Source organism: Winogradskyella sp. 3972H.M.0a.05 (genome assembly GCF_040493455.1).
Lineage (GTDB): Bacteria > Bacteroidota > Bacteroidia > Flavobacteriales > Flavobacteriaceae > Microcosmobacter.
The window spans coordinates 13,349-39,583 of the sequence record NZ_JANFDA010000009.1; the positions used below are offsets into that span (position 1 = coordinate 13,349).

The 26,235-nt window shown below is 34.7% G+C and carries 17 protein-coding genes and 2 tRNA genes; 5 read left to right on the forward strand and 14 right to left on the reverse strand.

Annotated features, from left to right (window positions below):
- Positions 1 to 2: 2 nt before the first annotated feature.
- Entirely contained in the window at positions 3 to 2,498 is a 2,496-nt protein-coding gene (locus NCE97_RS14755) for a zinc-dependent metalloprotease (protein WP_353780054.1), read from the reverse strand.
- Positions 2,499 to 2,922: 424 nt separating this feature from the next.
- Here NCE97_RS14755 and NCE97_RS14760 point away from each other — a divergent pair, with 424 nt between their 5' ends.
- A complete protein-coding gene (locus NCE97_RS14760; protein WP_353780055.1) occupies positions 2,923 to 5,331 on the forward strand; it encodes an outer membrane beta-barrel protein in 2,409 nt (802 codons plus the stop codon).
- Positions 5,332 to 5,334: 3 nt separating this feature from the next.
- Here NCE97_RS14760 and NCE97_RS14765 read toward each other — a convergent pair whose 3' ends face one another.
- The 3 genes from NCE97_RS14765 to NCE97_RS14775 all read right to left on the reverse strand — a co-directional run bounded on the left by NCE97_RS14765 (position 5,335) and on the right by NCE97_RS14775 (position 9,639).
- The gene (locus NCE97_RS14765) at positions 5,335 to 6,879 is read right to left on the reverse strand and encodes a S8 family peptidase (RefSeq protein ID WP_353780056.1); all 1,545 of its coding nucleotides are present in this window, start codon (positions 6,877 to 6,879) and stop codon (positions 5,335 to 5,337) included.
- A gap of 72 nt (positions 6,880 to 6,951) precedes the next feature.
- Positions 6,952 to 7,800, reverse strand: a complete 849-nt coding sequence (locus NCE97_RS14770; RefSeq protein ID WP_353780057.1) for a helix-turn-helix domain-containing protein — start codon at positions 7,798 to 7,800, stop codon at positions 6,952 to 6,954.
- Positions 7,801 to 8,073: 273 nt separating this feature from the next.
- Complete coding sequence (locus NCE97_RS14775) at positions 8,074 to 9,639, reverse strand: T9SS type A sorting domain-containing protein (protein WP_353780058.1); 1,566 nt, start codon at positions 9,637 to 9,639, stop codon at positions 8,074 to 8,076.
- A gap of 123 nt (positions 9,640 to 9,762) precedes the next feature.
- Here NCE97_RS14775 and NCE97_RS14780 point away from each other — a divergent pair, with 123 nt between their 5' ends.
- The 3 genes from NCE97_RS14780 to NCE97_RS14790 all read left to right on the forward strand — a co-directional run bounded on the left by NCE97_RS14780 (position 9,763) and on the right by NCE97_RS14790 (position 13,103).
- Positions 9,763 to 10,314, forward strand: a complete 552-nt coding sequence (locus tag NCE97_RS14780) for an RNA polymerase sigma factor (protein WP_353780059.1) — start codon at positions 9,763 to 9,765, stop codon at positions 10,312 to 10,314.
- Positions 10,315 to 10,316: 2 nt separating this feature from the next.
- Positions 10,317 to 11,036, forward strand: a complete 720-nt coding sequence (locus NCE97_RS14785; RefSeq protein ID WP_353780060.1) for a tetratricopeptide repeat protein — start codon at positions 10,317 to 10,319, stop codon at positions 11,034 to 11,036.
- 69 nt (positions 11,037 to 11,105) lie between these two features.
- A complete protein-coding gene (locus NCE97_RS14790; RefSeq protein ID WP_353780061.1) occupies positions 11,106 to 13,103 on the forward strand; it encodes a phage tail-like protein in 1,998 nt (665 codons plus the stop codon).
- Between the two features lies 1 nt (position 13,104).
- Here NCE97_RS14790 and NCE97_RS14795 read toward each other — a convergent pair whose 3' ends face one another.
- From NCE97_RS14795 to mutS, 7 genes are all read right to left on the reverse strand, one after another.
- Positions 13,105 to 15,642: a CHAT domain-containing protein gene (locus tag NCE97_RS14795; protein WP_353780062.1), complete on the reverse strand. Its 2,538-nt coding sequence runs from the start codon at positions 15,640 to 15,642 to the stop codon at positions 13,105 to 13,107.
- A gap of 868 nt (positions 15,643 to 16,510) precedes the next feature.
- Positions 16,511 to 17,326 (reverse strand): hypothetical protein, encoded by an 816-nt coding sequence (locus tag NCE97_RS14800; RefSeq protein WP_353780063.1) that lies wholly within the window; start codon positions 17,324 to 17,326, stop codon positions 16,511 to 16,513.
- A 297-nt stretch (positions 17,327 to 17,623) separates the two neighbouring features.
- Entirely contained in the window at positions 17,624 to 18,091 is a 468-nt protein-coding gene (locus NCE97_RS14805) for a hypothetical protein (RefSeq protein WP_353780064.1), read from the reverse strand.
- A 2-nt stretch (positions 18,092 to 18,093) separates the two neighbouring features.
- The gene (locus NCE97_RS14810; protein ID WP_353780065.1) at positions 18,094 to 18,828 is read right to left on the reverse strand and encodes a DUF3800 domain-containing protein; all 735 of its coding nucleotides are present in this window, start codon (positions 18,826 to 18,828) and stop codon (positions 18,094 to 18,096) included.
- A gap of 214 nt (positions 18,829 to 19,042) precedes the next feature.
- Positions 19,043 to 19,127, reverse strand: a tRNA-Leu gene (locus NCE97_RS14815).
- Between the two features lie 21 nt (positions 19,128 to 19,148).
- Positions 19,149 to 19,220 (reverse strand) — tRNA-Gly (locus tag NCE97_RS14820).
- 89 nt (positions 19,221 to 19,309) lie between these two features.
- On the reverse strand, positions 19,310 to 21,922 hold the full coding sequence (gene mutS / locus NCE97_RS14825; protein WP_353780066.1) for a DNA mismatch repair protein MutS: 2,613 nt from the start codon (positions 21,920 to 21,922) through the stop codon (positions 19,310 to 19,312).
- 121 nt (positions 21,923 to 22,043) lie between these two features.
- On the opposite strand from mutS, the gene NCE97_RS14830 reads away from it, so the two are divergent.
- Entirely contained in the window at positions 22,044 to 22,577 is a 534-nt protein-coding gene (locus NCE97_RS14830; protein WP_353780067.1) for an RNA methyltransferase, read from the forward strand.
- Between the two features lie 57 nt (positions 22,578 to 22,634).
- Here NCE97_RS14830 and NCE97_RS14835 read toward each other — a convergent pair whose 3' ends face one another.
- The 3 genes from NCE97_RS14835 to NCE97_RS14845 form a co-directional block, all read right to left on the reverse strand.
- Entirely contained in the window at positions 22,635 to 23,735 is a 1,101-nt protein-coding gene (locus NCE97_RS14835; protein ID WP_353780068.1) for a DUF4407 domain-containing protein, read from the reverse strand.
- A gap of 87 nt (positions 23,736 to 23,822) precedes the next feature.
- Entirely contained in the window at positions 23,823 to 25,715 is a 1,893-nt protein-coding gene (locus NCE97_RS14840) for a M56 family metallopeptidase (RefSeq protein ID WP_353780069.1), read from the reverse strand.
- A 104-nt stretch (positions 25,716 to 25,819) separates the two neighbouring features.
- Positions 25,820 to 26,185: a BlaI/MecI/CopY family transcriptional regulator gene (locus tag NCE97_RS14845; protein WP_353780070.1), complete on the reverse strand. Its 366-nt coding sequence runs from the start codon at positions 26,183 to 26,185 to the stop codon at positions 25,820 to 25,822.
- Positions 26,186 to 26,235: the final 50 nt, after the last annotated feature.

The following is a 26,235-nucleotide window of genomic DNA, read 5'->3' on the forward strand; positions in this document are numbered from 1 at the left end:
CTTTATTTTGTATTCAGTACTTTTTCTATGCGCCTTTTGCATTCCATTAAATGGAATTTTGAATCTGAATTATAATTGTAATTCCGCAATGCAAAATTTATTCGCTTCAATAATGTGTCTAGCTGACCATGAATATTCGATTTTATATCAGAATCTACCGTTTTTATTGGCGTATGTCCAAACCAATTGACCGCAGCAGAAGGCACTGTTGGCGCCTTATAGTCTTCATTCATATAATACTCTAACTTGGTCAGGTAAGTCTTTTGCAAATTTCTCCTCAACACCTCTATAGATGTTCCGTTATAGATTTCTTCCCAAATACCTTTTCTCAAGTCTGTCATCATTTCATTTAGGGTATAGGCATTGTCCTTATCAAAATATTCTGCTTCAATGAGTCTAGCCAGCTTGCTTTCATTCAATAACATATTAATACTGGCATTCTGATAATTTTGAATTCTATTTAGAACACCAGACATTTCCAGCTTTCGCAATACATTTTCATCAAACAACCAATCTGGAGCATTATAGAAGTCTTCATTAAGCATCTTCATAGCTCTTTTTTGGCGTTCTTTTGAAACAAACTCATAGATGTTTCCGGCTTGACCATTCTTTTTCGGTTTATGATAAGCGCCTCCAATATTGTGAGTCACATGTCTCAAATAGGTATACCATTGAGACATGGCTGTAAAATATGCTTCTGAAAGCGTCGTGTAATCTTTCCCATTTTCACGATTCCATTCTACCAAATTTGGCACGATACGCTCAAGGTTTGCTAGTCCATAAGCGGACGCCTTCATACTGTCATCTCCTAAATCTTCTGTTTGTGCTGATGGATCGGGATGGTTTGTTGTACTGGTCTGCATACCATATCTATACTTTGGGTCATTGGCCTTAGCTTCTATCCAGCTGTTAAGAATAGGAGTTTCTTCTTCTGGAGTTTTTGCCTGGGGAATGGGTTTATATCCGTACATAATCGAAAAATCGTCATAGGGTCCAATCTTATCATTGAATAAATGCACATCTCCATCTCCAGGTTGTGCCACATAGTTGGCTCTGGCATACTCCATAATACTAGAGGTTATGCCCCATTTTTTTGTAAATGAAGATGAACGCAATGAATCTACAGGGTAAGCTGCACTAGCTGCCATATTGTGTGGTAAGCCTAGTGTATGACCTACTTCATGAGCCATAACGTAGCGTACCATTTGACCTAAATCTTCCATTGATAGCTGCGATTTTCTTGCATCTTTATTTACAGCTCCTGTTTGTATCATTGACAGCGCTCTTAACCATTGAATTATATTATGATACCAGAGAATATCACTCTCAATGATTTCTCCAGAACGTGGGTCGTGCGTATGTGGTCCTTGAGCATTTACGATTTCTGTGGTGATATATCGTACTACCGAATATCTAACGTCTTCTGGAGTCCAGTCTGGATCTTCTTCCTTGGTTGGTGCATCCTTAGCAACAATAGCATTCTTGAACCCAATCTTTTCGAAAGCAGACTGCCAATCTTCTATACCTAGTTTGAAGTACTTTCTAAACTTAACAGGTGTCGCTGGATCTATATAATAGACTATTGGCTTAACAGGCTCTACAAGCTCTCCGCGATTATAAGCGCTCCAATCCGATGGCTCCATACGCCAACGTCTTATGATACGTCTGCTTGTTGCGCGTTGCTCTTCAGTGCCATAATCTATCACTTCGGAAGAGAAGTATCCAACTCTATCATCTCCATATCTCGCCATCATAGGTTCTTCTGGAAGCTCCACGATGGATTGGTTTAAGCCAATCGATAATGTTCCTGTAGAATTATTGGCGGGTAAGTTCCCTCCTTTGTAAGTATGGATATGATCGATCTCAACATTTTTTGGAAAGACTTTCATTGAAGAAATCAAGGAACGTGACTTGTCTAAATTCCTTATTTGAAATTGTTTCCTGTCATTACTAGACAATGGGCTTATCACTTCATTGTCACTGGTAAAAAAGTTAGTGACGTCTATCACATAAGAGGTAGAGTCTTTACTCATTCCTTCTATTTTGAAGGACTGAAGAATAGGTTCAAAATTGTTGTACTTTACTGATTTTGCGATTGGCAAATCATCATTTGCAACATTGTGATAAGATGAAGATCGCAGTAAAATCTTATTGTCTATTTTATCCCAATGAATAACATGTCTTGGTCTTGGACTCATCCCCGCTCCACCAAACTTTAATCCTTCAACAAATCCTGAGATTCGGGTTACAAGTAGATAGGTCTTTTCTAAATCTTCTTTCTCTAATTCAAAGTAATACTTGTTGTCTTTTTTGAATACTTTAAAAATCCCTTCTCCTATTTTTAAAGTACTGTCCGTAAGCTTTTCGTATTGCGACTTTTCTTTTTTTACAGCGGTTACTTCATTTTTGTTTTTCTTTTTCCTTTTTCGCTGTGCATTAGTCTGAAACGTGAATAGTAATACTAGTGTAATTGTAAATGCGAGTTTTAATTGGTTCATATCTGAGCGTATTGATTTCTTTTCTTATCAATAGATTGAACTGAAAAAAGCTAGGCACTTCAAATATGAAATGCCTAGCTAGAATAACTGCATTACAATAACTTAAAACTAAATTAAAGACTACAAAAATAGCTTAAGCAATCATTCTGTAAATGATTTAATTCGAATCTGCTAAATGCCAACTAAGAAAACCGTAATAGTCGACCGTTAGGCTAATTCAAGATAAATACGTACTACTTAGAACTCGAATTAAACAAATACATATTTATTCTTCAACCAATCAAATTGAATGATGCTAAAGTAGTATCGATAATACTCCAATAATTGTAAAAATTAGACACCCTAAAAGTTTGCTACTATCCATGTCTATTTTGTACAATTATGCATCCACCAAAATTGAGTGCTTTGCCTAAAGTAATTCTCAATGCAAAAATTATTAATTCTCCTTGCTGTAGCATGTTTTTGCTATTCTTCTGCTCAAATTTCAATTAAAGGGACTGTTATCGATGAGTCTTCTAATCCTATCTCTTTTGCTAATGTTTTAGTAAAAAAACAATCTGACTCTACTCTTGTAAAAGGAAGCATCACTGAAGCTAATGGTAAGTTTGAAATGACACTTACTGCTCAAAACGATTACATACTAATTGTATCTTACTTGGGCTACGCTGAAGCATCTTTCAGTTTTTCGGAGTCTAAAAACTTTGGAGATATTATTCTAAAAGAACAAGCAGAACAATTGGAAGGAGTTACTGTTACATCGCAAAAACCATTTCTACAACGAGAACAAGATAAGCTAGTGGTTAATGTTGAAGGCAGTATTGTAAGTGTTGGTAATTCTACCATGGAAATCATTGAAAAATCTCCAGGGATTATTGTTGACCAGAATGATAACATCTCGCTTAGTGGCAGATCTGGAGTCAGGGTTTATATAGATGGCAGAGATACTAGACTACAAGGCGAGGATTTGGCTAACCTCCTACGGAGCATGCCATCATCTAATATAGAGAAGATTGAAATAATAACGAATCCCTCTGTAAGATATGAAGCTCAGGGCAATGCTGGTATTATAAATATTGTCACTAAGAAAGGGAAGTTTTATGGTACTAATGGAAGTCTTACGCTTAGTCCTGGTCACGGGCGCTATTTTAGGTGGAATAATAGTATAAATGCCAATCATAGAACTGAGAAATTAAATATCTATGGCCAATATGCATTTGCTAAACGAAATCAATATCAAGAAATCGTGATAGATAGAGCGTTTTTTGAAGAAGGACAAGTAGTATCAAAATATGATTTACAAAATGATTTTGAGCTACCTCTCGAAAATCATTCTGGTCGATTGGGATTGGATTACTTCTTATCGGATAAAACAACCATTGGTGTTTTGCTTTCAGGATTAAAAAATATTAATGAGAATGATTCATTCAGTATGATTAATGGTTTTACACCAAATGACATGCTCATTTCTGAAGAAGAAACAAAAACAGATATAAAGTCTAAGTGGAATCAGCTAACAGGAAACTTGAATATGCAACACAAGTTCAATAATAAGAGTAGCTTAGAAATTAATTTTGATGCAGCTAGATATGATAATTCTTCCGACCAACGTTTTGTATCCAATTTTTTGTTCACTGAAAACAACGTTCAATTTCAAGATATTTTGACTGGTGATGTGGATGGGTTTCTAAATCTGTATGGCATCGCTATAGATTACACGCTTCCTTTTCAGAATAAAAACAAATTAGAAGTGGGTTGGAAAAATACCTTGGTTAAAACGGACAATGATCTTCAATACTTTAATCTTGCCAATGGAACTACTACTGTAAATACAGATTTAAGCAACCATTTTATATATGATGAAGCCATATATGCAGCCTACATCAGCTATAACATCAACAAGGAAAAGTGGAATGCTCAATTGGGCATACGTGCAGAAAACACCTTTATTAAAGGGAATCAATTGACAACGCAAGAGTCTTTTAAGAATGACTATATCAACATATTTCCTACTGCATCATATAACTACTCTTTTAATGAAAATAGCGTTTTGGGCATCTCTGTTGGAAGGCGTATAGATCGTCCTAGTTACAGTCAACTAAATCCATTCAGAACTTTTGTTAATACGAACACTTATAGAGAAGGAAATCCTTTTCTAAATCCGCAATACACATGGACAGGCGAGCTTAATTATACGCTTAAACAGCGCTATTATTTTGCATTCAATTTTGGTTATACCATCGACAATCTAAACATGGCTATTTTACAAGACGGGAATGATGAAGTTGTTGTCGTAAGACCAATAAACATTAGTAATTTAAAAAGCTATTCTTTCGTTGCTAGTGTTCCTGTTAAGTTCTTTAAATGGTGGCAAAGCAATTGGAATCTCAATGCTTCGATGAATGATTTTGACGGTGACATTGATGGCTTTAATTTCAACAGAAACAATCCAATTGTGAGCTTAAATTCTAGTCACAACCTCAACCTTGGTAATGGCTATAGATTGCAAATAAGTGGATTTCATGTCTTCCCACATTATGCTAGTGTCACCGAAATAGAAACCATATCTTCTATTTCTATTGGAGCACAGAAGAATATCCTAAAAAACAAGGGTACCGTTCGAATAAATATTAGTGATATTTTTTGGAATCAGTACCCTACTGGTCGAACTCGGTTTGGTAATATCGATGATGCTTTCACGAGTTATAGAGATACACGTTATGCTACTCTATCTTTTACCTGGCGATTTGGAAAACAAACCGTAAGATCTGAACGTCGTCGATCGTCGCAGGTACAGGATGAACTCAATAGAGCTAGGCAGCAATCGAATAACTAACTCTTAATTTTCTAAAGCCATTTTTATTGCCGATTCTGCATTGAGTATCGCACCTGTAACACTCAATGATTCAAATGGCACTTCTTTATTATTATCTGGACGTTTTACTTTTAAATCTATTGGTGTGGCGGATTTCAATATGATATGTCTTACTTGTTTGGCTGATAATTTTGGAAAATAGCTACGAATTAATGCAGCTACACCAGCCACCATCGGACTAGCCATACTGGTACCATTATATTTTGAATATGTACTGTTGGGTGTTGTAGAATATATTTGGTAACCAGGTGCAAAAATGTCTACAAAGTACTTATCGAAGTTTGAAAATGATGCCACAAAATTTTCATTGAAGTTATACGTAGTTGCACCGACTTCTATCCAATTCTTTGGTGTTTTCTTTCCTAAGAATCCTCTTCTTTCAAACTCTTTGTGAGGGAAATTATTAGTACCATCTAGTTCAGACGCAGCATTCCCAGCAGCATGTACTAATAATACGTCTTTTCGTTGTGCATATCGAACGGCATCATCTACAATCTTCTTGTTCCATGAAAAGGCTTTACCAAAACTCATGTTAATTACTTTGGCGCCATTATCTACTGCATAGTAAATCGCATTTGCTACATCCTTATCACGTTCGTCACCATTGGGCACTGTTCTTATGGACATAATTTTTACGTTATTAGCTATGCCTCTCATACCAATATTATTGTTGGTGTCTGCTCCAATAATGCCTGCTACATGCGTACCATGAGCAGAGTCTGGTCCTTTACTATCGCTACAACCATAGTGTTTTTCATTTTGGTTTTCATAGTTGTCTTTAATGATGCTTCGTCCATCAAAATCTGGGTTGTAATAAAAGTTAATAGCATCATCATAAAATGTCTTTGCAGCCTGTAATTGTTGCTTATAACTTTCTAGAGTCCCTCCATTATTTACATATTGTGATAGTGCTTTGGCCGTAGCTTCTATATCTGGATCCTTAGTAACGATGTCACTAAATCTATTTCCAGATACTTCATTAGGATAGAGCTTTTCGAGTAGTGCAATGTTATCAATACTTTCTTGGGCTGCTCTTTGGCTTTTTAGGTAGTTTTCTCTGGAAGATGCATACGCTTTTACTGCTTTAATAAACGTATTCTTATCGCCTTTGTAGCCTTCGCCTGCAGCAAAAATCCTAGTTTCTTCAAGAGTTTCTCCTGTAATATTTTCTCCATTCGGATTACCCAAAAAGCTCCAACCATGGATATCGTCTACATAACCATTTTGATCATCATCAATACCGTTATTGGGAACTTCATCTTCATTAACCCACATTACATTTTTTAAATCTTCATGATCATGATCTACTCCAGAATCTATCACTGCCACAATCACTGTTTCAGAAGCCTTCCCTTCTAGTAATGATAATGCTTCGTTAGTTGATATTCCTTTATAGCCATCATTATTAGTGCTTACATGATGCCAATCATTCGGAAATTCTTGTTGTCCTGAAATTGTGGTAATAAAAAATAAAGTCAAGCAAATGACTGTAAGTGCTTTAGTATTCATTGTATTTTAATTTGGTTTTCAACCAAATTAAAATGTAGGATTATAGGGAAATTGTAAAAATTAGACACCTAATTAATTAGACCATCTTACCGATAGCATTTGAAGGTATTTCTCTTCTGAAGCACTGATTTCTTTATCAAAAAAGTTTCTTGGAGATAGCGATGTGAATTTTTTAAAGTCTCTTATAAAGTGTGATTGATCAAAAAACCCTAGCTGAAGTCCTATTTGAGTTAAACTCTCATGTTTATTATTCATATGAAGGTTTACAGCTGCATTGAAACGCACAATCCTAATGTAGGTTTTGGGAGATATACCGAGGTACTTATCAAATAAACGTTCAATCTTTTTGTAATTGGTATTGAACGTTTCGGTCAACGACTGAAAACGAACTTCTCCTCTGTACGAATAAATATATTCCACAATAGATTCGAACAAAAAATGATCATCATCCAGACCATATTTCGATAATGCTAACAGTATATAATCTTCTACTGCTTTTATCTTTTTATCTACACCTTCTGCTTCAAATACCTTGCTTTCCAAATCCATTAAATCCAAATTACCCAGCAGATCAATTTCCACAAACAAATCTTTGAACTCCTTACTCGTCAATCCTGTGAACAGATGGAATCCACAAGGGTTTATCTTAATCCCAAAAGCCGAAGTACTTCCTTTGGTAAAATAATAATTGATAGGCTTAGTCTTTTGCCCAAAAATCGTGGACTTCTTTAGTGTAATTGGAGGATTGTTAATTGACGTGCTGCGCCTAAGATTTTTTTCGTCAATAAATAACAACCCGAATGTACCATCTGGCACAACCAAATCTGTAATATCCTCGATAATATATCTGCTATCTATTTCAAAATAGCTATCGATATACTTCGAATAGAATTCGCTAGGATAATATTCTTTAAAATACATAATCGTATATGAATACTCAATGTGTATCGAAAATTTACAATTTGTTACTTAACTAAGAGGTGAAAAACGGTGCGTTAACATAAAAATAACACTTTTGCATTGGTATTGAAGCACATTAAAAAGCAGCAAAAAAGCCTTGATCAAAATTTGATTAAGGCTTTAGTGTATACAATGAATATTTTTTCAAACCGAATATTTGCTTGTTTGATGATATGACAAGAATCTTACATAGAATGAAACTAACTGTAACTTAATTATACAAAAATGCTCCCGTTATCGCTTTATAAGCCTTAGTGTTATTCCCGACATATCATCACCATATAATTTTATGATGTAAACCGATGCCTTTAGATCATCTATTGAGATCTTTTCAAAATCGCCTTTAATAGTCTTTATCAGCTGTCCGTTTAGTCCATAAAACTCAACACTATCTAAACCACTTATATCTCCAAGAATATTAACATTGTCTTGGGCAGGATTTGGATAAAGTTTAACGCCTATTTGCTGTTCGATGTTCGATATGCTTAGATTAGAATCATTAATATAAATATAGGCCGATCCACTGCTAAACAAACTATTCTGACCATTCTCATCTTCATCTTCAAAGTGCACGCCAACAATTATGTAGTCTTCAGTTAGGGCAACAGCTGTAGCAAAATTATCTTGTGCCTCTCTATCTGAGGCAATAATTTTATCGGTCTCAGACCAAACATCATTAGTGTCATTTTCAAAAATATAAGCTGACCCTGCATTATTTAAGGTATTTAGGCCGTCACTGTCTTCATCTTCTTTGTAAGCACCTATGACTATGTAATCCCCACGAATTGCTACGCTATAGCCGAACTGGTCTCCCAATGCACGATCAGAAGGCACTAATTTCTGTAATTGACTCCAGCTAGAGCCGTCTTTTTTATAAATATATGCCGATCCCGAACTGCTCAAATTATTGTTACCATTGATATCATCCTCTTCTAAATATGCTCCTACTATCAAATAATTGCCATCAATTGATACTGAATAGCCAAACTCATCATCTTCTTCTCTATCCAAAGCGGTTAGCTTCTGTGTCTCTAACCAACTACCTCCCATTTTTTCAAAAACATATACGGAACCAGAATTGTCGAGAACATTATTACCATTCGAATCGTTGTCCTCAAAATGTGAACCTATGACCGCATGATTCCCCTGTATATCTACAGCATACCCAAACCAATCATCATTATCTCGGTCGGAAGCGACTAGCTTCTTTATTTGAGTCCATGAGTTATTTATACGTTCAAATATGTATGCAGATCCAGGTTCGTCTAAGCTATTACCACCAAACTCATCTTCCTCTTCATTATACGCACCTACAATTGCTGCATTGCCATCTATAGCTACTGAAAACCCGAATAAATCATTATTTTCACCATCGGAAGATTCTAATTTTATGACTTCACTCCACACATTTCCCGTACGCTCAAAAATATAAGCTGTTCCGGCTACATTTTCCGGTGCGCCAACAATGATATAATCACCACTTATATCTACCGAAGTACCAAATTCATCATTAGATGAGCGGTCCGAAGCCACTATTTTTTGAACTTCTGACCAATTTCCATCATTATCTCTTCTAAATACATATGCAGCTCCTGCCTGTGACATTAAGTTGCCCCCACTTTGGTCACTATCCTCTAAACGAGCTCCGATGACGGCATATTCTCCATCGATAGCGACAGCGTACCCAAATTGATCATCTGTTTGCCTATCTAATGCCACAATTTTAGAGACTTCTTGCCAATTTTGGGACCAACTATAAATTGTTACAAAACTTAATACGAGTAGTAGTTTACATTTCATGCTATTCTAATTTTAGACTGTTCTTATCTTCTAATTGATGTTTACAAGCATGAGAAGTAAACAACTTTCTCTATTTTTATATTTTTACATGAAATGCTTACTTAATTTCTCCTTAATCATTAAATGGTAGACGAACAACTTATCAAAGGGTTAAAAAATGGTGATTCAAAGGCATTGGAAATCATTTATACCAGATACAGAAAGGACTTTATAAGTTTTGCTAGTAGGTATTCCATTTCCGAAGATAGTATCGTAGATATATATCAAAATGCAATTATAGCACTCAGAGATAATGCGATTAAAGGAAAAATTGAAAACTTAAAAAGTGAACTTAAAACGTACCTATTCAGCATAGGAAAGTACATGATATTTGAACATTCTAGAAAGCAACAGAAAGTTCATTTGGTTGAGGATGTTAGTTATTTTGACATAAAGGATATTAACCTATCTGACCTTACTTTGGAAACCTCTGAATTGACGGAGGAGCAAAAGTTGTTGCACAATGTGTTTAAGAATATGGGGGGCAAGTGTAAAGAAATTTTGACCTTATTTTATTACAGAGGACTTGATCTCGAAGAGATAATGATAAAACTAAATTATAATAACAAAGATGTGGTTAAGAGTCAAAAGTCTCGCTGTTTAAAGTCATTGAGATCAATGATGTTAAATCAATAGTTATGAATAATGATGAATTAATAGCGCTGTATATTTCTGGAAAACTCACGGAAGAACAACAAATCGAATTTGATCGTTTGGTCAAAAACGATGAAGATTTCGCTAATGAAGTGAAGTTTCATGAAGACTTGAAGGTTGTTGCTACAAAAGAAGCTCACGATACAGTCAAGTCAGAATTAATTACTATTGAAGAGAACTTAGCTAATACTAAAACGTTTAGTAAAACATGGCTCGTAGCTGCCAGCATAGCGTTGATAGCAACATTATCTGGGTATTGGATGTTCAAAAATAATGACGTGAATCATCAAGATCTGTATTCAGAATATTTTCAACCATATCGTAATGTTGTGCAGCCTATTGTTCGAGGTGATAATTCTAAAGATTTGAAATACTCAGCATTTAAGGCCTACGAAGCTAAAGAGTATACTGTTGCTTTAAATCTTTTTGATTCACTCTTACAAACTACACATGATGCTTCTATTAGTTTTTATAAGGCTAATGCCTTAATGCAACTCAATGAGCATGATAAAGCAATTTCTATTTTAGAATCTCACTTAGATCTTGGTAATAATCTGGCAGATAAAAAAAATTGGTACCTAGCTTTGGCATATTTAAACACAAATAGACCGGAACAAGCTAAAGAACAACTCCGCAAGTTACTTGCCACAACATCTCAGTTCAAAAGAAAGGAAGCTCAAAAGCTACTTAAAAAAATAGAATAACTGTTTTGTGTTTACTTTTTGCTTTGGTTGACATTAATTAGAAAACCATTCTAATAAACAACCAAAATTATGAAGCGCTTCTTGTTATTTAGTTTTGTTATTATTCCTTGCCTCATACTAAATGCTCAAGTAGGTATTGGTAATACAGACCCAAAAGCTTCTCTAGACATATCTGCATCCAATGTGTCTAATCCTCTAGAAACAGATGGCTTATTGATTCCGAGACTTACTGGCTTTCCTTCTACTAGTCCAGGAGCAGATCAAAACAGTATGCTTATCTATTTGACCACATCAGTAGGACCCAATTCACCTGGATTTTATTACTGGAATCAAGGCTCTTCATCTTGGGAAAAATTATTAACCACATTATCTGTTATTGAAGACCATGATTTCTATGAAGAAGGAACAACCAATGCGCCAACGAACATTAATAGTGATAAATTCACTTTTGGTAATATGGCAATTGGGAAGAACAATGCGAGTTACAAATTGGATGTTGTTGAAAGTACTTTGGATCGTACGATTAATGTTACCAATTCTGCTACTTCTGGAGCATCGTTTGCAATTTCAGGATTGTTTAATATTGTTGGAGGCAATGTTACCAATAACAGTAGCCAAAGAGGTATTTATAACTTATTATCTGGTAATGGTAATAATCCCAAAATGGGTGTTTATAATAATATCACAGGAACAGGAACTTCAACAAACAGGTATGGAACTTATAATGAACTATCAAATAATAGTGAGTCTAGCGACTATGGGATATACAATACTATAACAAGTTCTTCTAATGGATCCAATAGAGCAAAAATAGGCACTTATAATACGATCAATAATAGTGGAACCAGTGATAACTTTGGAGTGTACAATACTTTAAACGGGACTTCAACCCGCCCACAAACAGGGGTGTTTAATTGGATTATAAGCTCAACAAATGCACAGCAATATGGAGTGAGAAATATTCTAGGAAGTGGTGGATCCACAGGATCTCAATATGCAGTTTTCAATGAGTTTAACGGACTTAGCAATGCATTTCAAATAGGAATGCTGACCTCAATATCCAACAATGGTGATGGCAATAAAATTGGTGTTTCTAATCAAATCAATGGTTCAGGAAATGGCAACCATACAGGTTTAGTAAATAATTTGCAAGGTGTAGGAACAGGAACTAAAACAGGGATATTCACTTCTGTCAATCCTTCAGCTGGTGGAACACACTTTGGGATAGTGTCTAGTGCCCTAAAAACAGGTAGTTTTTCAGGGTTTTTCATTGGAAGTGTATCTATTGGCACCGAACCATATTCTTCTTCAACACCAAATAATTATATTTTTCCAGCTTCAAGAGGCACTAATGATCAAATTATGCAAACCGATGGAATGGGAAACCTAAGCTGGATTGATTTACCGAATACAAACTTTTGGTCTAGGTCAGGAACTGAACTAGACGTTCTAAATTCTGGTGATGATATTCATTTCAATAGTGACCAAACTAGTATTACGTTTGCACAAAGTACGGGAACTCCAAGCCCTATGATATATATGTTTGATGGCGGATTTACAAATTCGGATAAAATGGTTATAGCACATTCTACAGCTTTTGGTGGTTGGGGATTGGAGTACGAAGATGTTGAGGACAGTTTCATCTTCAAAGGAGGTGCAACTGAGCGTGTCGAAATAGATTTGAATAATGGATTTCCACTAAGAGTTTATGGAACAGCAAGAGCAGTCGATTTTCAATCTGATACAACTACATATCCAGATTATGTATTTGAAGCCTACTATGAAGGAGCTTCATCCTTAAACAATAACTATTCTTTTAAAACATTAAAAGAGGTTGAACAATTTATCAAAGCTAAGGGTCACTTACCAGGTGTTAAATCCTATGAGGAAGTTAAGGTCAATGGAATGGTAATTAGTCTATCTGAAACTTCTATTAAGAACCTTGAAAAAATTGAAGAACTATTCCTTTATGCCATTGAATTACGAAGAGAAAATGAAGAGCTCAAGGAAAATTATAAACAATTAGAGGAACGTTTAGCTAGACTCGAAGCTTTAATGAGGGATTGAACTAATCCTGTTTACGATTCTTTCTTATTAAAAAAATTATGATCGTACAAATAATTAGTGTGCCCAGTATGTAAAGCCAATAAGATTGATTATCGACAATAGGGGAAGCATCTCCAGAAATTACAAAGCCTGCCCAATAATAAGGATGCTTTAGAGTAAGATCATCTGTTGAGCTTAAGTACTTAACTTTAGCATTCTGTAATGCAATATCTTTCTCTTGTCCTTCTTTTAGGTTCTCATAAAAGCTAACAATTATCTGAGATGTTTCTTGGTCTGGTATTTTCCATAAGCTCATTACTGTACTGGAGACTCCAGCAAATGTAAACGCATTGGAAAGACTTAATACGCCTTTACCTTTCATTTCTTCACCAATTCCAGTCTCACAAGAACTCAACGTAACCAAATCAGAATTAATGTTGAGACTATATAGCTCTTCTAACCTAAGGATAGACTTACTAGGTTCTTCGTCCTTGGAATTACTAAAGTATATTTTGCTCCATTGTGGATTATCACAATCTACTTCAGAATGTGTTGCTAAATGGATGATATTGTTACTATTTATCTGATTTAAGAATTCGTTTTTACTTGCATTCTCATCTAGAAAAACCTCACCATCCAATAGACCTCCGATTATATTTACCTCATCCAAACTAGATGGTAAGACATTGTTACGGTCATAGCTTTTAGTTGAAAATGGTGCAAAAAGCTTTAATCCTTTATTTTTTGAAGCAGGCAACACTACTCTTTGTGCCAAAGAATTCAGTCTCAAAAAACTGGTTAGTTCAACCAAAAACTTACCATTATCATCTTGACCAGTATTTAAAGCTTCAATAGGAAGTAAATGCAATTTATCGTCCGACACCAGTATAGTTTTCTTATTTGAATCAATATAGTTTTGAAACAATGTTGTGTAAATGGTATAACCCAGTGCTTTATAATCTGTACTTGTATTTTCCCTTAGACTGTGATTGAATTGTTCAACTTGGTCTTCTAGTGAGTCAATACTAATCTTATCAAATTTTAATGTATTGCCATTTATGTTCAAAACATAAACTACCGAATTGCCCCAAAAGAAGTGTATAATGTTGTATTTGCTATAATTTTGCTCAATGATATCCTTTAAGTTAGAATCATCATGGTATTTCAATCTAAAATATTGCGGTTGAGTTTGCTTAAGGTCTTTTTTAAAACCTTCGAAAACTTGCTTTAAACTATCTTTTTGTTTGATAAGGGATTCAGAATCTACATTGGCTTTCAATAATCGATTTATGGAATCCATTCCTTTCATCAATTGGCGCTCTGTGTGAAGAGTTTCAGATGGAATAATTTTAAAAAGTTTCTCTTGCTTTATGGCACTAATCTCATTTAGCACAGCTACAATCTTACTCTCATCACTAATGCTTAGCGCTTTGTAGAATAGTGCTTCATCTTGAGCTTGTTGCCAACTGTTATGATATATGTCTAATAAGTTTCCATAAACTTCCTTAAAGGTTTCTGCGCTTATAAATTTATCTTCTTTACTTAGGCGACCAACAGTTTTGGTAGCTTCGTGCAATAACTCGTAACAGTTTTTGGCAAGACTCAAGTAGGCTGCCTCCTTGGTTTTTTTGTAAAGTTCTAAAGCCATTTCACCCTTAAACCTCAGCTTTTCCAAGATAGAGGAGCCTTCAATTAAGAGGTTTTCAGAGCTGAGTTCAGTGAAGAAGTTATAGTTTTCAGGAGTACTAATGATGTTGTTGAAAAATGCTTTGTTTAAGTAGTCTTTAGATTTTTGGATGTCTCCCAGTTTATAATAGCTTTTTGCAAGCTTAAGCAATACCCATGCATGACTATCTTTCCTAACATATTGGTATTGTTCGTTATCCTTGAAACTTTCGTATATATCTATTGCTTTTTGGTAATTTCCTTTAATGCTATATAGCTCAGCTTTGCGTTCATCAATAAAGATATCCGAAAAATGAGCACCAGCTGAGACTTCTTCAAGGTTAGCAATGGCCTCTTCAGCAAGATCAAAATCTCTAACGTCATTAGCGTAATCTATGATGTCAAAATAATACTGATACTTTAACCAAAGCTTAGATTTATCTAGCCAGCCATAGGTCTTTTCATCTTTAATAAAAGTTCTGATCTCTTCATCTTGCTCCCTACGCTTATAAATATTAAACTTCTTGGCATGAAAATAGGCAATACCTTCAGGATCTCCCAGTGTTTTTGATAATTCGAGACCTTCCTCTGCATATTTGAAAGCAGTATCATAATCGGAAACAGTAATTCTAATTAGTCCCAACATATCAATGTTACTAATTCTACTATCTAACATTGAGACGTCTTTACTATCCAAATACTTTTGGTATAGTTGAAATTCTTTATTGGCATAATATTGTGCATTGTCTATCTGATAATTTAGCCTGTACATTGTGGATAGGGCATAATAGAGTTTACCTATTTCATAATCCTTCCCTTTCGCAGCTTCAACAAAGTCGAGACCTTCATTAAGCTTTGCAATAATATGGTCTAAAGGCTCAAACATGGTAGACATACATTTTGCTATTTTGCACTTAGCCAAAATAATTTTAGCCGGAAGGTTTAACACTTGGTATAAGGAGTCGGCTTTGGAGAAAAGTACTTTGGCTTCCCCGTATTTTCGCTCTACGGTATAGAGTTTATCTGCTCTATTAAATAAACTATCAGCCTTTTTAACCTTAATGCTATCAATAGTGAAACTTTTTTTTGATATATCTGCTATAGGAGTCTTAAATGGTTTAGTACTACTGTTGAATATTGAGAATAATAACACGAGTGATAAGATTCTAAGCCAAAAAAGTGTGTGCTTGCTAAACATAATACTTTATGAATCAATGACTACCTTATTCAATTTACAGTAGCAACATAAATTTACTTTATTATTTGTGTCCTTGTTATAATAATGTAAACAAAAAAGCAAAATAATTCTTTTTGCCCATGCAATTTCAATCATTTAGCGAATTAAAATTTGAAACAAAAAAGCCAAGACATATGTCTTGGCTTTTCATTTGTACAGAAGGCGGGACTTGAACCCGCACGGCCATAATGGCCATTGGATTTTAAGTTTCACAGTTACTCTTTTGTAAAAATTAAACATTTGATTATCAGTTAATTAATAGTTTAAAAATGCTGAAAATTTGACCAAAACATATACGATTACATATACTTTATAAAAATTTAAAAAAACTCACATAAATGTCTAAAATACAATTATTTATAGATATTCTCTTTTGGCTATAATTGCTATTTTTTACCTCAAAAACTTGTCAAAATTGTAAAATTTCGTAAAATAATTCTTTCAAAAATCATCTTCAGATTTATCAATTCAGTAGATGAAATTTGTTATAAATTTAGAGTTAAACTAAACAATATTTGTTAAGAATTTATCTTTTATTTATTCTCAATTGTGGAATGTTAGTAGAAATATAAAAAAGTAATATGAATGAAATTATTGATTGAAAAAGCCATAATGATTTCGTCAAGTATGTATTTGGAATAATTTCAGAAAATTTAAATGAAGAAATTGAAGCAAACCAAAAGTCAACAAAACCAATTTCTTTTTTAACATCTTTGGATCTTTCATAAAATGAATAGTAATCATCTAGATAGTTTTCTAGAGTTTCACGTATTGTACTGTTTCTGTGATGAATTATATCTATTCTGTCATTATTTCTATGAAGTGTTAAATAATACTTTGGCGGAGCTAATCCACCTCCAGAGAGTCCTTTAGTTTTTTTATGATGCTCTGGCACTGATAAACTTATACTATCTAAGTAGTTTAACTCTATTGACTTAAACAGTTTTAACTTATTAAGTATTGAATCGTTCTCCTTACTTAAGCTATTTTTAACTACCTCATAATTTAAAGTACTGAATTGATTGTATTGTTTTTCGTTTTCTAATCTATTATGTGCGGATTCTTTTAGGTAATCAGATAAATAATAATTGTTATCATTTATCTTATAACTAATAAAGTGAGATGTTGGAAAAAATAATATTGCCAGGTAAAACAGAATAAATAAACTATTTAACCCTTTCTTCTTATACTTTTTTGAAATCTTTAATGAATGGAATAAATAAAACAATACAACAGAAGAAAGAACAACAATAAAGCTCTCAATCACTTCCAAAAGGAATAGAAGCACTATTAAATTCAGAATAGGCAATACTAAAAGATAAATTATTTTTTTACTCTTCATTTTTTTTCAATTAAGATCCTAAAATAGTCACTATTAGCTGAACTAAATATGTCTTCTATGGCAATTAATGGTATACTATTTGCATTAGCTTTAATATACAAATTGAATTAAAATTAATAGTGTATAAAAATTAAAGAAACATTAAAAAAATGTATTTCATCCATAAAATAACACCTTTAATCGATGAAATTATAGCTTTATTAGCTTTATACGATAAATGTCGTACATTTGTACCATCTCAATGACCATGTGTTAGAGGAGAAAAGAAGCCGTTCACTTGTGGGCGGTTTCGGCATTTTATATACTATATTTCTCACTTTCCGCAATTAATTTTCTATGTCTATTGTTGTATTTTACGCAATAAGCAGTCCAGGGTAATATATAATCTCCCCTATCATCTAAAACAACAAGAAATCTTTCTGAAGGGTGGTAAATCAGAATTCTATGCTTACTCCCATGAGGCTTTCGCCAAACTAGCAAATCTTTACTATCTGAGTTATTTATCATTGGTTTTATCCAACCTATTCTCTCACATCTTTCTAAATCTGGTATCCTATCATCTTCTATTTCTCCTGAGTGAGTAAAATGATAAAAGGTATATTCTTTTCCATCTACTATAGGATGCTTCTTCAGTCCAAGTCTAGTGCCACGAAAAGATGGTTTATCTAAAATGAAGTCATTGGTAAATATCTCATAAACTGCTTCAATATATGATGCATAATGTCCTCCAAAATCATTTAAGCATATTATCTCTGGCAGATGCATAACTAGTGTTTTTGAAAGTTAGACTTCCACACTAATACGTTAAGCTTCCTTTCATTCGGTAGTGTATTGTTTAATAGTGAATATCCTGACCTCTCTCTAATTTTTTCAATTAAATTTTTCTTCGCTGAATTATTTGAATCTATACCTCTATGTAGATAAGATAAAGCTCCTATTAAAAGATCTGTAATTTGAAGAATTTCTGATTCGTGTGATCTTATCTGCTGTACTTTTTTTATGATTTTTTTATTAAAATCATATTGGGATGTTCTAAGTATTTTTTCGAGCTTATTTACTTTATCTTGACTCTTAGTATCTTTTATATCTATATATATGTTATATGCATTTTCTGGACTAAGAATATTCCTGATTAATAAAAAAAACATTTTATAATAGAAGTCATCATGACTTTGAAAGTGGGCCTCATGATCTAAAATGTTTTTATCTGGAATGACAATAGCTCGAAAATGTAAGTCATCATCATCAAAAAAGTAATCAAGAAGGTCTAAATAAAACTCCTCTTTTGACTTGGATACCTTATTCCATTTTATTTCAAAACTTCTACCCTTTTCGTTCTCTTTCCATTTCAAGCCGTGCTTTTTCTTTATGGATCTAATTCTTTTATTAATATCGGAAGTAAGTCCTTTATTTGCCCATATAGCTCCAAGCACCATTGATTTTTGGTCATCATTTTCTAAGTGACAACTCTCATCACAATATGTATTAAATTCATATCTCATTAAGTAATGTTAAGCTTATTAATTTAATTAAACAAATCTATAGGTTTTTATAATACTTATAAAGAGATATTTTCTCTTGGAAATTGTTATCATTACTATAAACACAACATATACGAGTACATATACGACTTCACTTTTAAAAAACACTGTTATTAAGAAACACTGTTAAACAAAAAAAGCGCAACCCCTTATAAATAAAGGGATTGCGCTACAGTACAGAAGGCGGGACTTGAACCCGCACGGCCATAATGGCCATTGGATTTTAAGTCCAACGTGTCTACCAATTCCACCACTTCTGCTTGGACTTTATATAAAAGTAGAGCGAAAGACGGGATTTGAACCCGCGACCCTCACCTTGGCAAGGTGATGCTCTACCCCTGAGCTACTTTCGCAGTCATTTAAAATGAACGTACAATCTTTCGATTGCGGATGCAAATTTAAACTATTTCTTATAATTGCAAAGGCTTTAAAGCAAAATAATTTAAGCTTGTTTCTTTTTAAGGAGCATTCGCTTTATTTCGTTGAGCTTCATAAGAGCTTCTACAGGCGTCAATGTATTGATATCTGTGTGCAGAATTTCATCCTTAATTTCTTCAAGCAGAGGATCATCCAAGTTAAAGAAACTCAACTGTAAATCGTCTTTCAATGACTTTACCTTATCGGTTAGCTCTTCACTAGAATGCGACTTTTCCAGCTTCTCTAAGATTTTATTCGCGCGTCGTATCACCTGCTGTGGCATTCCAGCCATTCGTGCGACATGGATTCCAAAACTATGCTCACTTCCGCCTTCGACAAGTTTACGCAGAAACAAGACGTTATCTTTTAACTCCTTAACAGCAACATTGTAGTTCTTAATGCGCTCAAAAGTTTCAGTCATTTCGTTGAGCTCATGGTAATGTGTTGCAAATAATGTTTTAGGCTTGGCAGGATGTTCATGCAAATATTCGCTAATTGCCCAAGCTATCGAAATACCATCATAGGTGCTTGTACCTCTTCCAATTTCATCCAACAACACCAAGCTTCGATCCGAAATATTATTCAGGATAGATGCTGTTTCATTCATTTCGACCATAAAAGTCGATTCTCCCATCGAGATATTATCGCTAGCTCCCACTCTCGTGAATATTTTATCTACGATACCAATCTGTGCTTCAGCAGCAGGTACAAAACAACCGATCTGAGCCAATAAAACAATCAGAGCGGCTTGACGCAGAATAGCGGATTTACCAGACATATTTGGCCCAGTAATCATTATGATTTGTTGCGAATCTCTATCGAGGTGTACATCATTGGCTATATACGATTCTCCAAGTGGTAATTGCTTTTCTATAACGGGATGCCTTCCATCTTTTATAGTTAAATCAAAAGACTCATTCATCATTGGCTTGATGTAATTATTATCTTTTGACAATTGTGCAAAGCCACAGAGGCAATCTAACTGCCCAATTAAATGTGCATTTTGTTGAACGGATTTAATGAATGAATTCATCCACATTACCAACTCAGAAAACAGTTGCTGTTCTATTGCTAGAATACGTTCTTCTGCGCCCAAAATCTTAGCCTCGTATTCTTTGAGTTCCTCAGTGATGTAACGCTCTGCATTAACCAGAGTTTGCTTTCTAATCCATTCTTCTGGCACCTTATCCTTGTGTGTATTGCGAACTTCGATATAGTACCCAAATACATTATTTGACGCAATCTTCAATGAAGGAATCCCAGTGCGTTCACTTTCTCGCTCTAGCATACTGTCCAAGTACGCTTTCCCTGAAGAAGATAGTCCTCTGAGTTCGTCTAACTCCATTGAAAATCCTTCAGCAATGGTACTCCCTTTCAGGATATTTACTGGTGCTTCCTCGTTTAGTGTTTGCTTGATTTTTTCTCGGAGTATATCACAACTCTGTATTTGAGTGCCTATGATTTTCAAAGACTCATTTTCGCAATTTGAAGCTAATGCTTTTATCGGGACAATAGCTTCTAAAGAATTTTTAAGTTGAACAACTTCTCGAGGCGTCACCTTTGCCGTTGCTACTTTAGAGATAAGGCGCTCTATATCGCCTATATGCTTTATATGATTCCGAATCTTTTGAAGTGTGGTCTCATGTGTGTTGAGATAATCCACCACCTCATGACGTTCATTAATCTTATCCAAATGCTTTAAAGGCAAAGCCAACCATCGCTTTAGGGTTCTTCCTCCCATTGGCGAAATGGTCTTATCGATAATATCTAATAAGGTTACTGCATTGGTATTTGTAGAATGGTATAGCTCTAGATTTCTAATCGTAAACTTATCCATCCACACGTATTCATCTTCTGCAATTCTAGAAATTGAGGTAATATGCTGAAGCTTATGGTGCTGTGTTTCGCCCAAGTAATGTAAAATAGCTCCTGAAGCGATAATGCCTTCATACAAATCTTCAATTCCAAATCCCTTCAAGGTTTTGGTATCAAAATGTTTAATAAGTGTTTCGTTGGCATAATCGGTTTGAAACACCCAATCTTCTAAATAAAATGTATGGAAGTCGTTACCAAACACTTCATTAAATTCTTGACGTTTCTGTTTAGAAACTAAAACCTCGCTCGGATTAAAATTCTGAAGCAACTTATCGACATACTCTGCATTGCCCTGAGAAGTTAAGAATTCTCCTGTGGAAACATCCAAAAAGGATACACCAATTTTTTGTTTATCAAAATATACAGAACATAAGAAGTTATTGGTCTTAGAGCTAAGCACCTCATCGTTGAGGGCTACTCCTGGTGTCACCAATTCTGTGACGCCACGCTTTACAATCTTCTTGGTAAGCTTTGGATCTTCCAATTGATCACAAATGGCAACACGTTCACCAGCTTTGACAAGCTTTGGCAAATATGTGTTTAGCGAATGATGCGGAAATCCAGCCAACTCAGTTTCACTCTCACTCCCAGCACCTCTTTTGGTAAGAATAATATCCAGTATCTTGGCTGTTTTTACTGCATCGCTCCCAAAGGTTTCGTAAAAATCACCTACTCTAAATAATAACAATGCATCAGGATACTTAGCTTTAATAGCATTGTATTGTTGCATTAACGGAGTTTCTTTTTTTGCTTTTTTAGCCAATGATATCTATGTTTTTAATCTTACTTTTGCCAAAAGTAGAAGTATGCTAAAATAGTTATATTTCTATGTTTTAAGCGATTAAAAAAACGGAAAGTTATCTACAATTTGAAGGACTTATCAAATGCGAAAATTAAAAAATAGCGAATTAGACAGATTAGATATTGACGCGTTTAAAAAGGCTAAGAAAACACCACTTATTATTGTTCTTGATAATATTAGAAGTCTAAACAATATTGGTTCTGTCTTTAGAACAAGTGATGCTTTCCTTATCGAAAAGATTTACCTCTGCGGTATTACAGCAAAGCCACCGCACAAAGACATTCATAAAACGGCTTTAGGCAGCACCGAAACGGTCGATTGGGAATATGCTGAACATACTATAGATGTCGTAACATCACTCCAAAAGAAGAATGTAAAAGTTTGTGCTATAGAACAGGCAGAACATGCCACGATGCTCAATGCCTTTACTCCTGAACCTAATACTACTTATGCAATAATTTTTGGAAATGAAGTGAAAGGTGTATCACAAGACGTTGTTACTGCAAGTGATCATGTGATTGAAATCCCGCAATTTGGCACCAAGCACTCGCTCAATATCTCTGTAAGCTGTGGCGTTGTGGTTTGGGATCTGTTTTCTAAGATGAATGATAAATAACGCTACAACTTCTCGATACTAAATTCTTTTCAGAATTTCACTCGAAGTGACGATAGCTTACAAAGCATTCTTCTGATGATTGAAAAACGCATCTGCCTGGTTCTGCATTAACTCTCGTGCTTTCTTACGCTTGTAGTCCAATAGCTCTTCCTCATCAGCAATGTCATTGTAGACTCTATTGTTGACATCTCTATCCGTAGCCAATAGCACATTGCGCTCGTTTACTTTTTGCTCTACCCAGGTCTTCACTGTGGTTTCAGCATCTTCTAGTTTATAATCAAACTCGCCTTTTGGAGATATTAATTTGGCAAAAATCGGTGAGGTTTCAATAGCTAAAAACAATAAAAAGATGAAAAATGAAGGTAACCAAGGTAGCTTTCCTAGCGCATTAATACGAGCCATTAACCCATCAAAGCCATCAATTACTGGCTGAGTTGTGGTCACCTTATTGGCATAGTCTGCATTGAGTTGTGCTATTTGCGCTTCAATAGTTTCAATCTTGGCTTTATTTTCTGCTTTGAGTGTATTCAATTCAGCTAGAGCAGCATCATGCTTTTCGCGTTTTTCTTTATATACAGGCCCTTTGCCAAGTAGCTTAGTGCCTGCAGTGCCTTCTGCTTCAGAAATATACACATCGTATAATGCATTCACTTCTGTTTCTTTTGTTGCAACTTGCCCCTGAAGCATTAGTATTTCAGAATTAAGATCTTCAATCTTTGGTGTGAATTGTTCCGCAATCTGTGTTTGATTATTGAGCGTCATAGCGTTTTTCTCCTCAAGAAGTACTTGATCAATTTCCTTTTGAAAAATCTTAAGCTCTAAAGGTTTTGAAATGACAACAGCTATAATCACAGCCAAAAAGATTCTTGGCAATGCCTGAATGAATTCATCTATAACTGAGTTTCGCTTTTTGATCGTAGAAACGATATAACGATCGAGATTAAAGATGAGTAACCCCCAAACAAACCCAAATGCTATCGCAGTAATATAGTTATCAAAAACAGTATATAAAGCATAAGATGCGGCTATAAACGCCATAACTGCTGTAAAGAACACTGTGGCTCCAATACCAGCATATTTATTCTGCTCTCCGTTAGAACAGGTTTCGAGAATGTCTGTATCAGCTCCGGAACAAACGATGAAAAATTGTTTCAACATCACACTCTAATTTTTTGATTGATTAGTTATTAGAACGCTAAAAATGCTGGTTTGTTACAAAAAAGCCTCGAAAATCGAGGCTTTAACTTAGTTTTTACTTTTTTGCTTTCGTAATTTCTTTGATTTGGAATAGATATGAACTGTTTTCTTTCCATTCACTTCCTTGTACTCTACATGTCCCGGAGATTTACCTTTAGACATTCTTAAAGCTTCTTCAGCACTAATCTTTTTACCTTCAAAATAAAACTCTGCACCTTCTTTAGCTAATTGTTCTAAACTTTTTGGTGGTGGCGGTGGTGGAACCTCAACCACTTCTACTAATTTTCTTGGTTTTGACCTTACTTTTTTAACCTTAGGGTATTTTTTAGCATACTCAGCTATAATCTTTTTATAGCGTCGTTTTTCTTCATCGGTTGCATTTGGAGGAAGTGGTGGTGGTGGAGGCGGAACCTCTACGACCTCAACTTTTACTGGTCTTGGTACTTCTTTTACCTCTGCAACTGCTTTTCGTCTTTTCTTCTCTTTGCTAGTTTTTTCTGTATAGGCTTTATACTCCTTGTAAGCCTTTAAAGCCTTTTCATACTTCTTCATTTCAGCATCCGAAGCATTCTTTGGAGGTTTTGGCGGCACTTCTCTTACTTGTATCCTAGTAGGAGTCACCTTTCTCAACTTAGCCTTACTTACTTTTTCTTTATACTCCTTCAAAGATTTCTCATATACTTTCAGTTGTTCTGCCGTAGCATTTTTTGGTGCTGGTGGCGGTGGTGGCGGTAAAGGAATACTTGGGAATGACTCAGCACTTTCTCTTTGTGCTTTGGTCATCTTACCATATATGTGTTTCATTCGAGCAAGCTCCTTTTCGTATATCCTTATGGATTCTCCTTTCTTTACTGAATTGTACTTTCTTGCCAACTTATTGTACTCGGCCATTTCTTCCTTTGTAGCACCTTCCTGAAATATACGCTTGGTCAGAAATGTACGCTTGGGCATTTCAGCAGGAATAGGAGGTGTCATTTTAATATTGTACTTCGCCTTCTCTTCTTCCGAGATAACGCTAAAAACTTCATCAGCTTTTGCCTTTAAAGCTTTCAAGTTTGAATTATCATTACGCTCAGTTTTTAACCATAATGCAAGAGCATCTGTATACTGCTTAGAAAGCATGTGATAGGTTTCAATCTCTTTATTTAGTTCTATAATATCATTAGACTTCTGAACAGGCGTTTTTTTAGTTACCACTTTTTCTTGACTAAAGCCATAAACCAGAACTGCTAGAAGCGGCAAGAGTAACAAGCTTCTTATCCAGACGCTTCGCCTTGACGTTTTTGTTTTCATAATTGTTAATCGTTTTTTGATGGATGAATAATTAAATGCATGAACCAATTCTGCCTTACTTTCATAGGAAGAAAAAGCCAATACAATTTCTTGGTATACTGATAGCGAAACGCCCTGATTAATTACTGCTGCATCTGCTAAATACTCGTGATTGAGTTTTATGTCTTTCTTTAGTAAATAAATCAATGGATTGAACCACAGTACTATCTGTAATAATTCTATAAAGAGTATGTCTACACTATGCTGTTGTTTGGCATGAGCTTGCTCGTGCAACTGAACGGCTTCAGGAATCTCATTGTTTTCATATTTAGTCTTATCGAAGAAAATATAGTTGAAAAATGTATGAGGTACTGCCAACTTCTGAAGCAATACATTAGTAAATCCGTTGTGATGCTGTTTTGGATTGTTCACAATCTTCGTTCGGATACTGAAAAGGTTAATCAAAAATTTGCAGCCAAAAATGATTACTCCCAATCCGTAAATAGTCCAAGCCACCATTACCAAAATGCTTAGAAACTGATCCGTCTGCGCTCCATCGTTTCCTTCAGAAATCAATACCATTTCTGATACTGATTGTAAAGGCTGTTCAACAATTGTTGTAAACGTAATAGAAGGAATTATTACGGCTGCAAATAATGTGAGTAGCAAATAGTATCGCTTGAATCTGTGAATAGATTCTTTTTCTAAGAATAACTTATAGAAAACCTGAAGTATTAACAGGCAAGCACTAAATTTTAAAACATATACTATCATTACTTCTTTTCTATTTCTTTATCTATAATCTGCTTCAACGCTTCTAATTCTTCTTTACTTAGATCTGTTTCCTGAGTAAAGAACGAAGCAAATTGCGAGGCACTGTCGTTGAAAAAGGTTTTTATAAGCGTGTTTACATGCTTAGAGAAATATGCTTTTTTCTTTACCAAAGGGAAGTATTCTCTAGATTTCCCAAAGAGTTTATAGTCGACATAACCTTTATCTATCATACGCTTTAGCAATGTAGCTACTGTTGTCGTAGCTGGTTTTGGCTCAGGATAGGCATCGAGCAAATCTTTCATGAAAGCACGATCTAGTTTCCAGAGGTATTGCATTAATTGTTCTTCAGATTTTGATAGTTGCATACTCTACACAATTAGAATTAACTCTACAAATGTAGAAATAAATTTTTGAT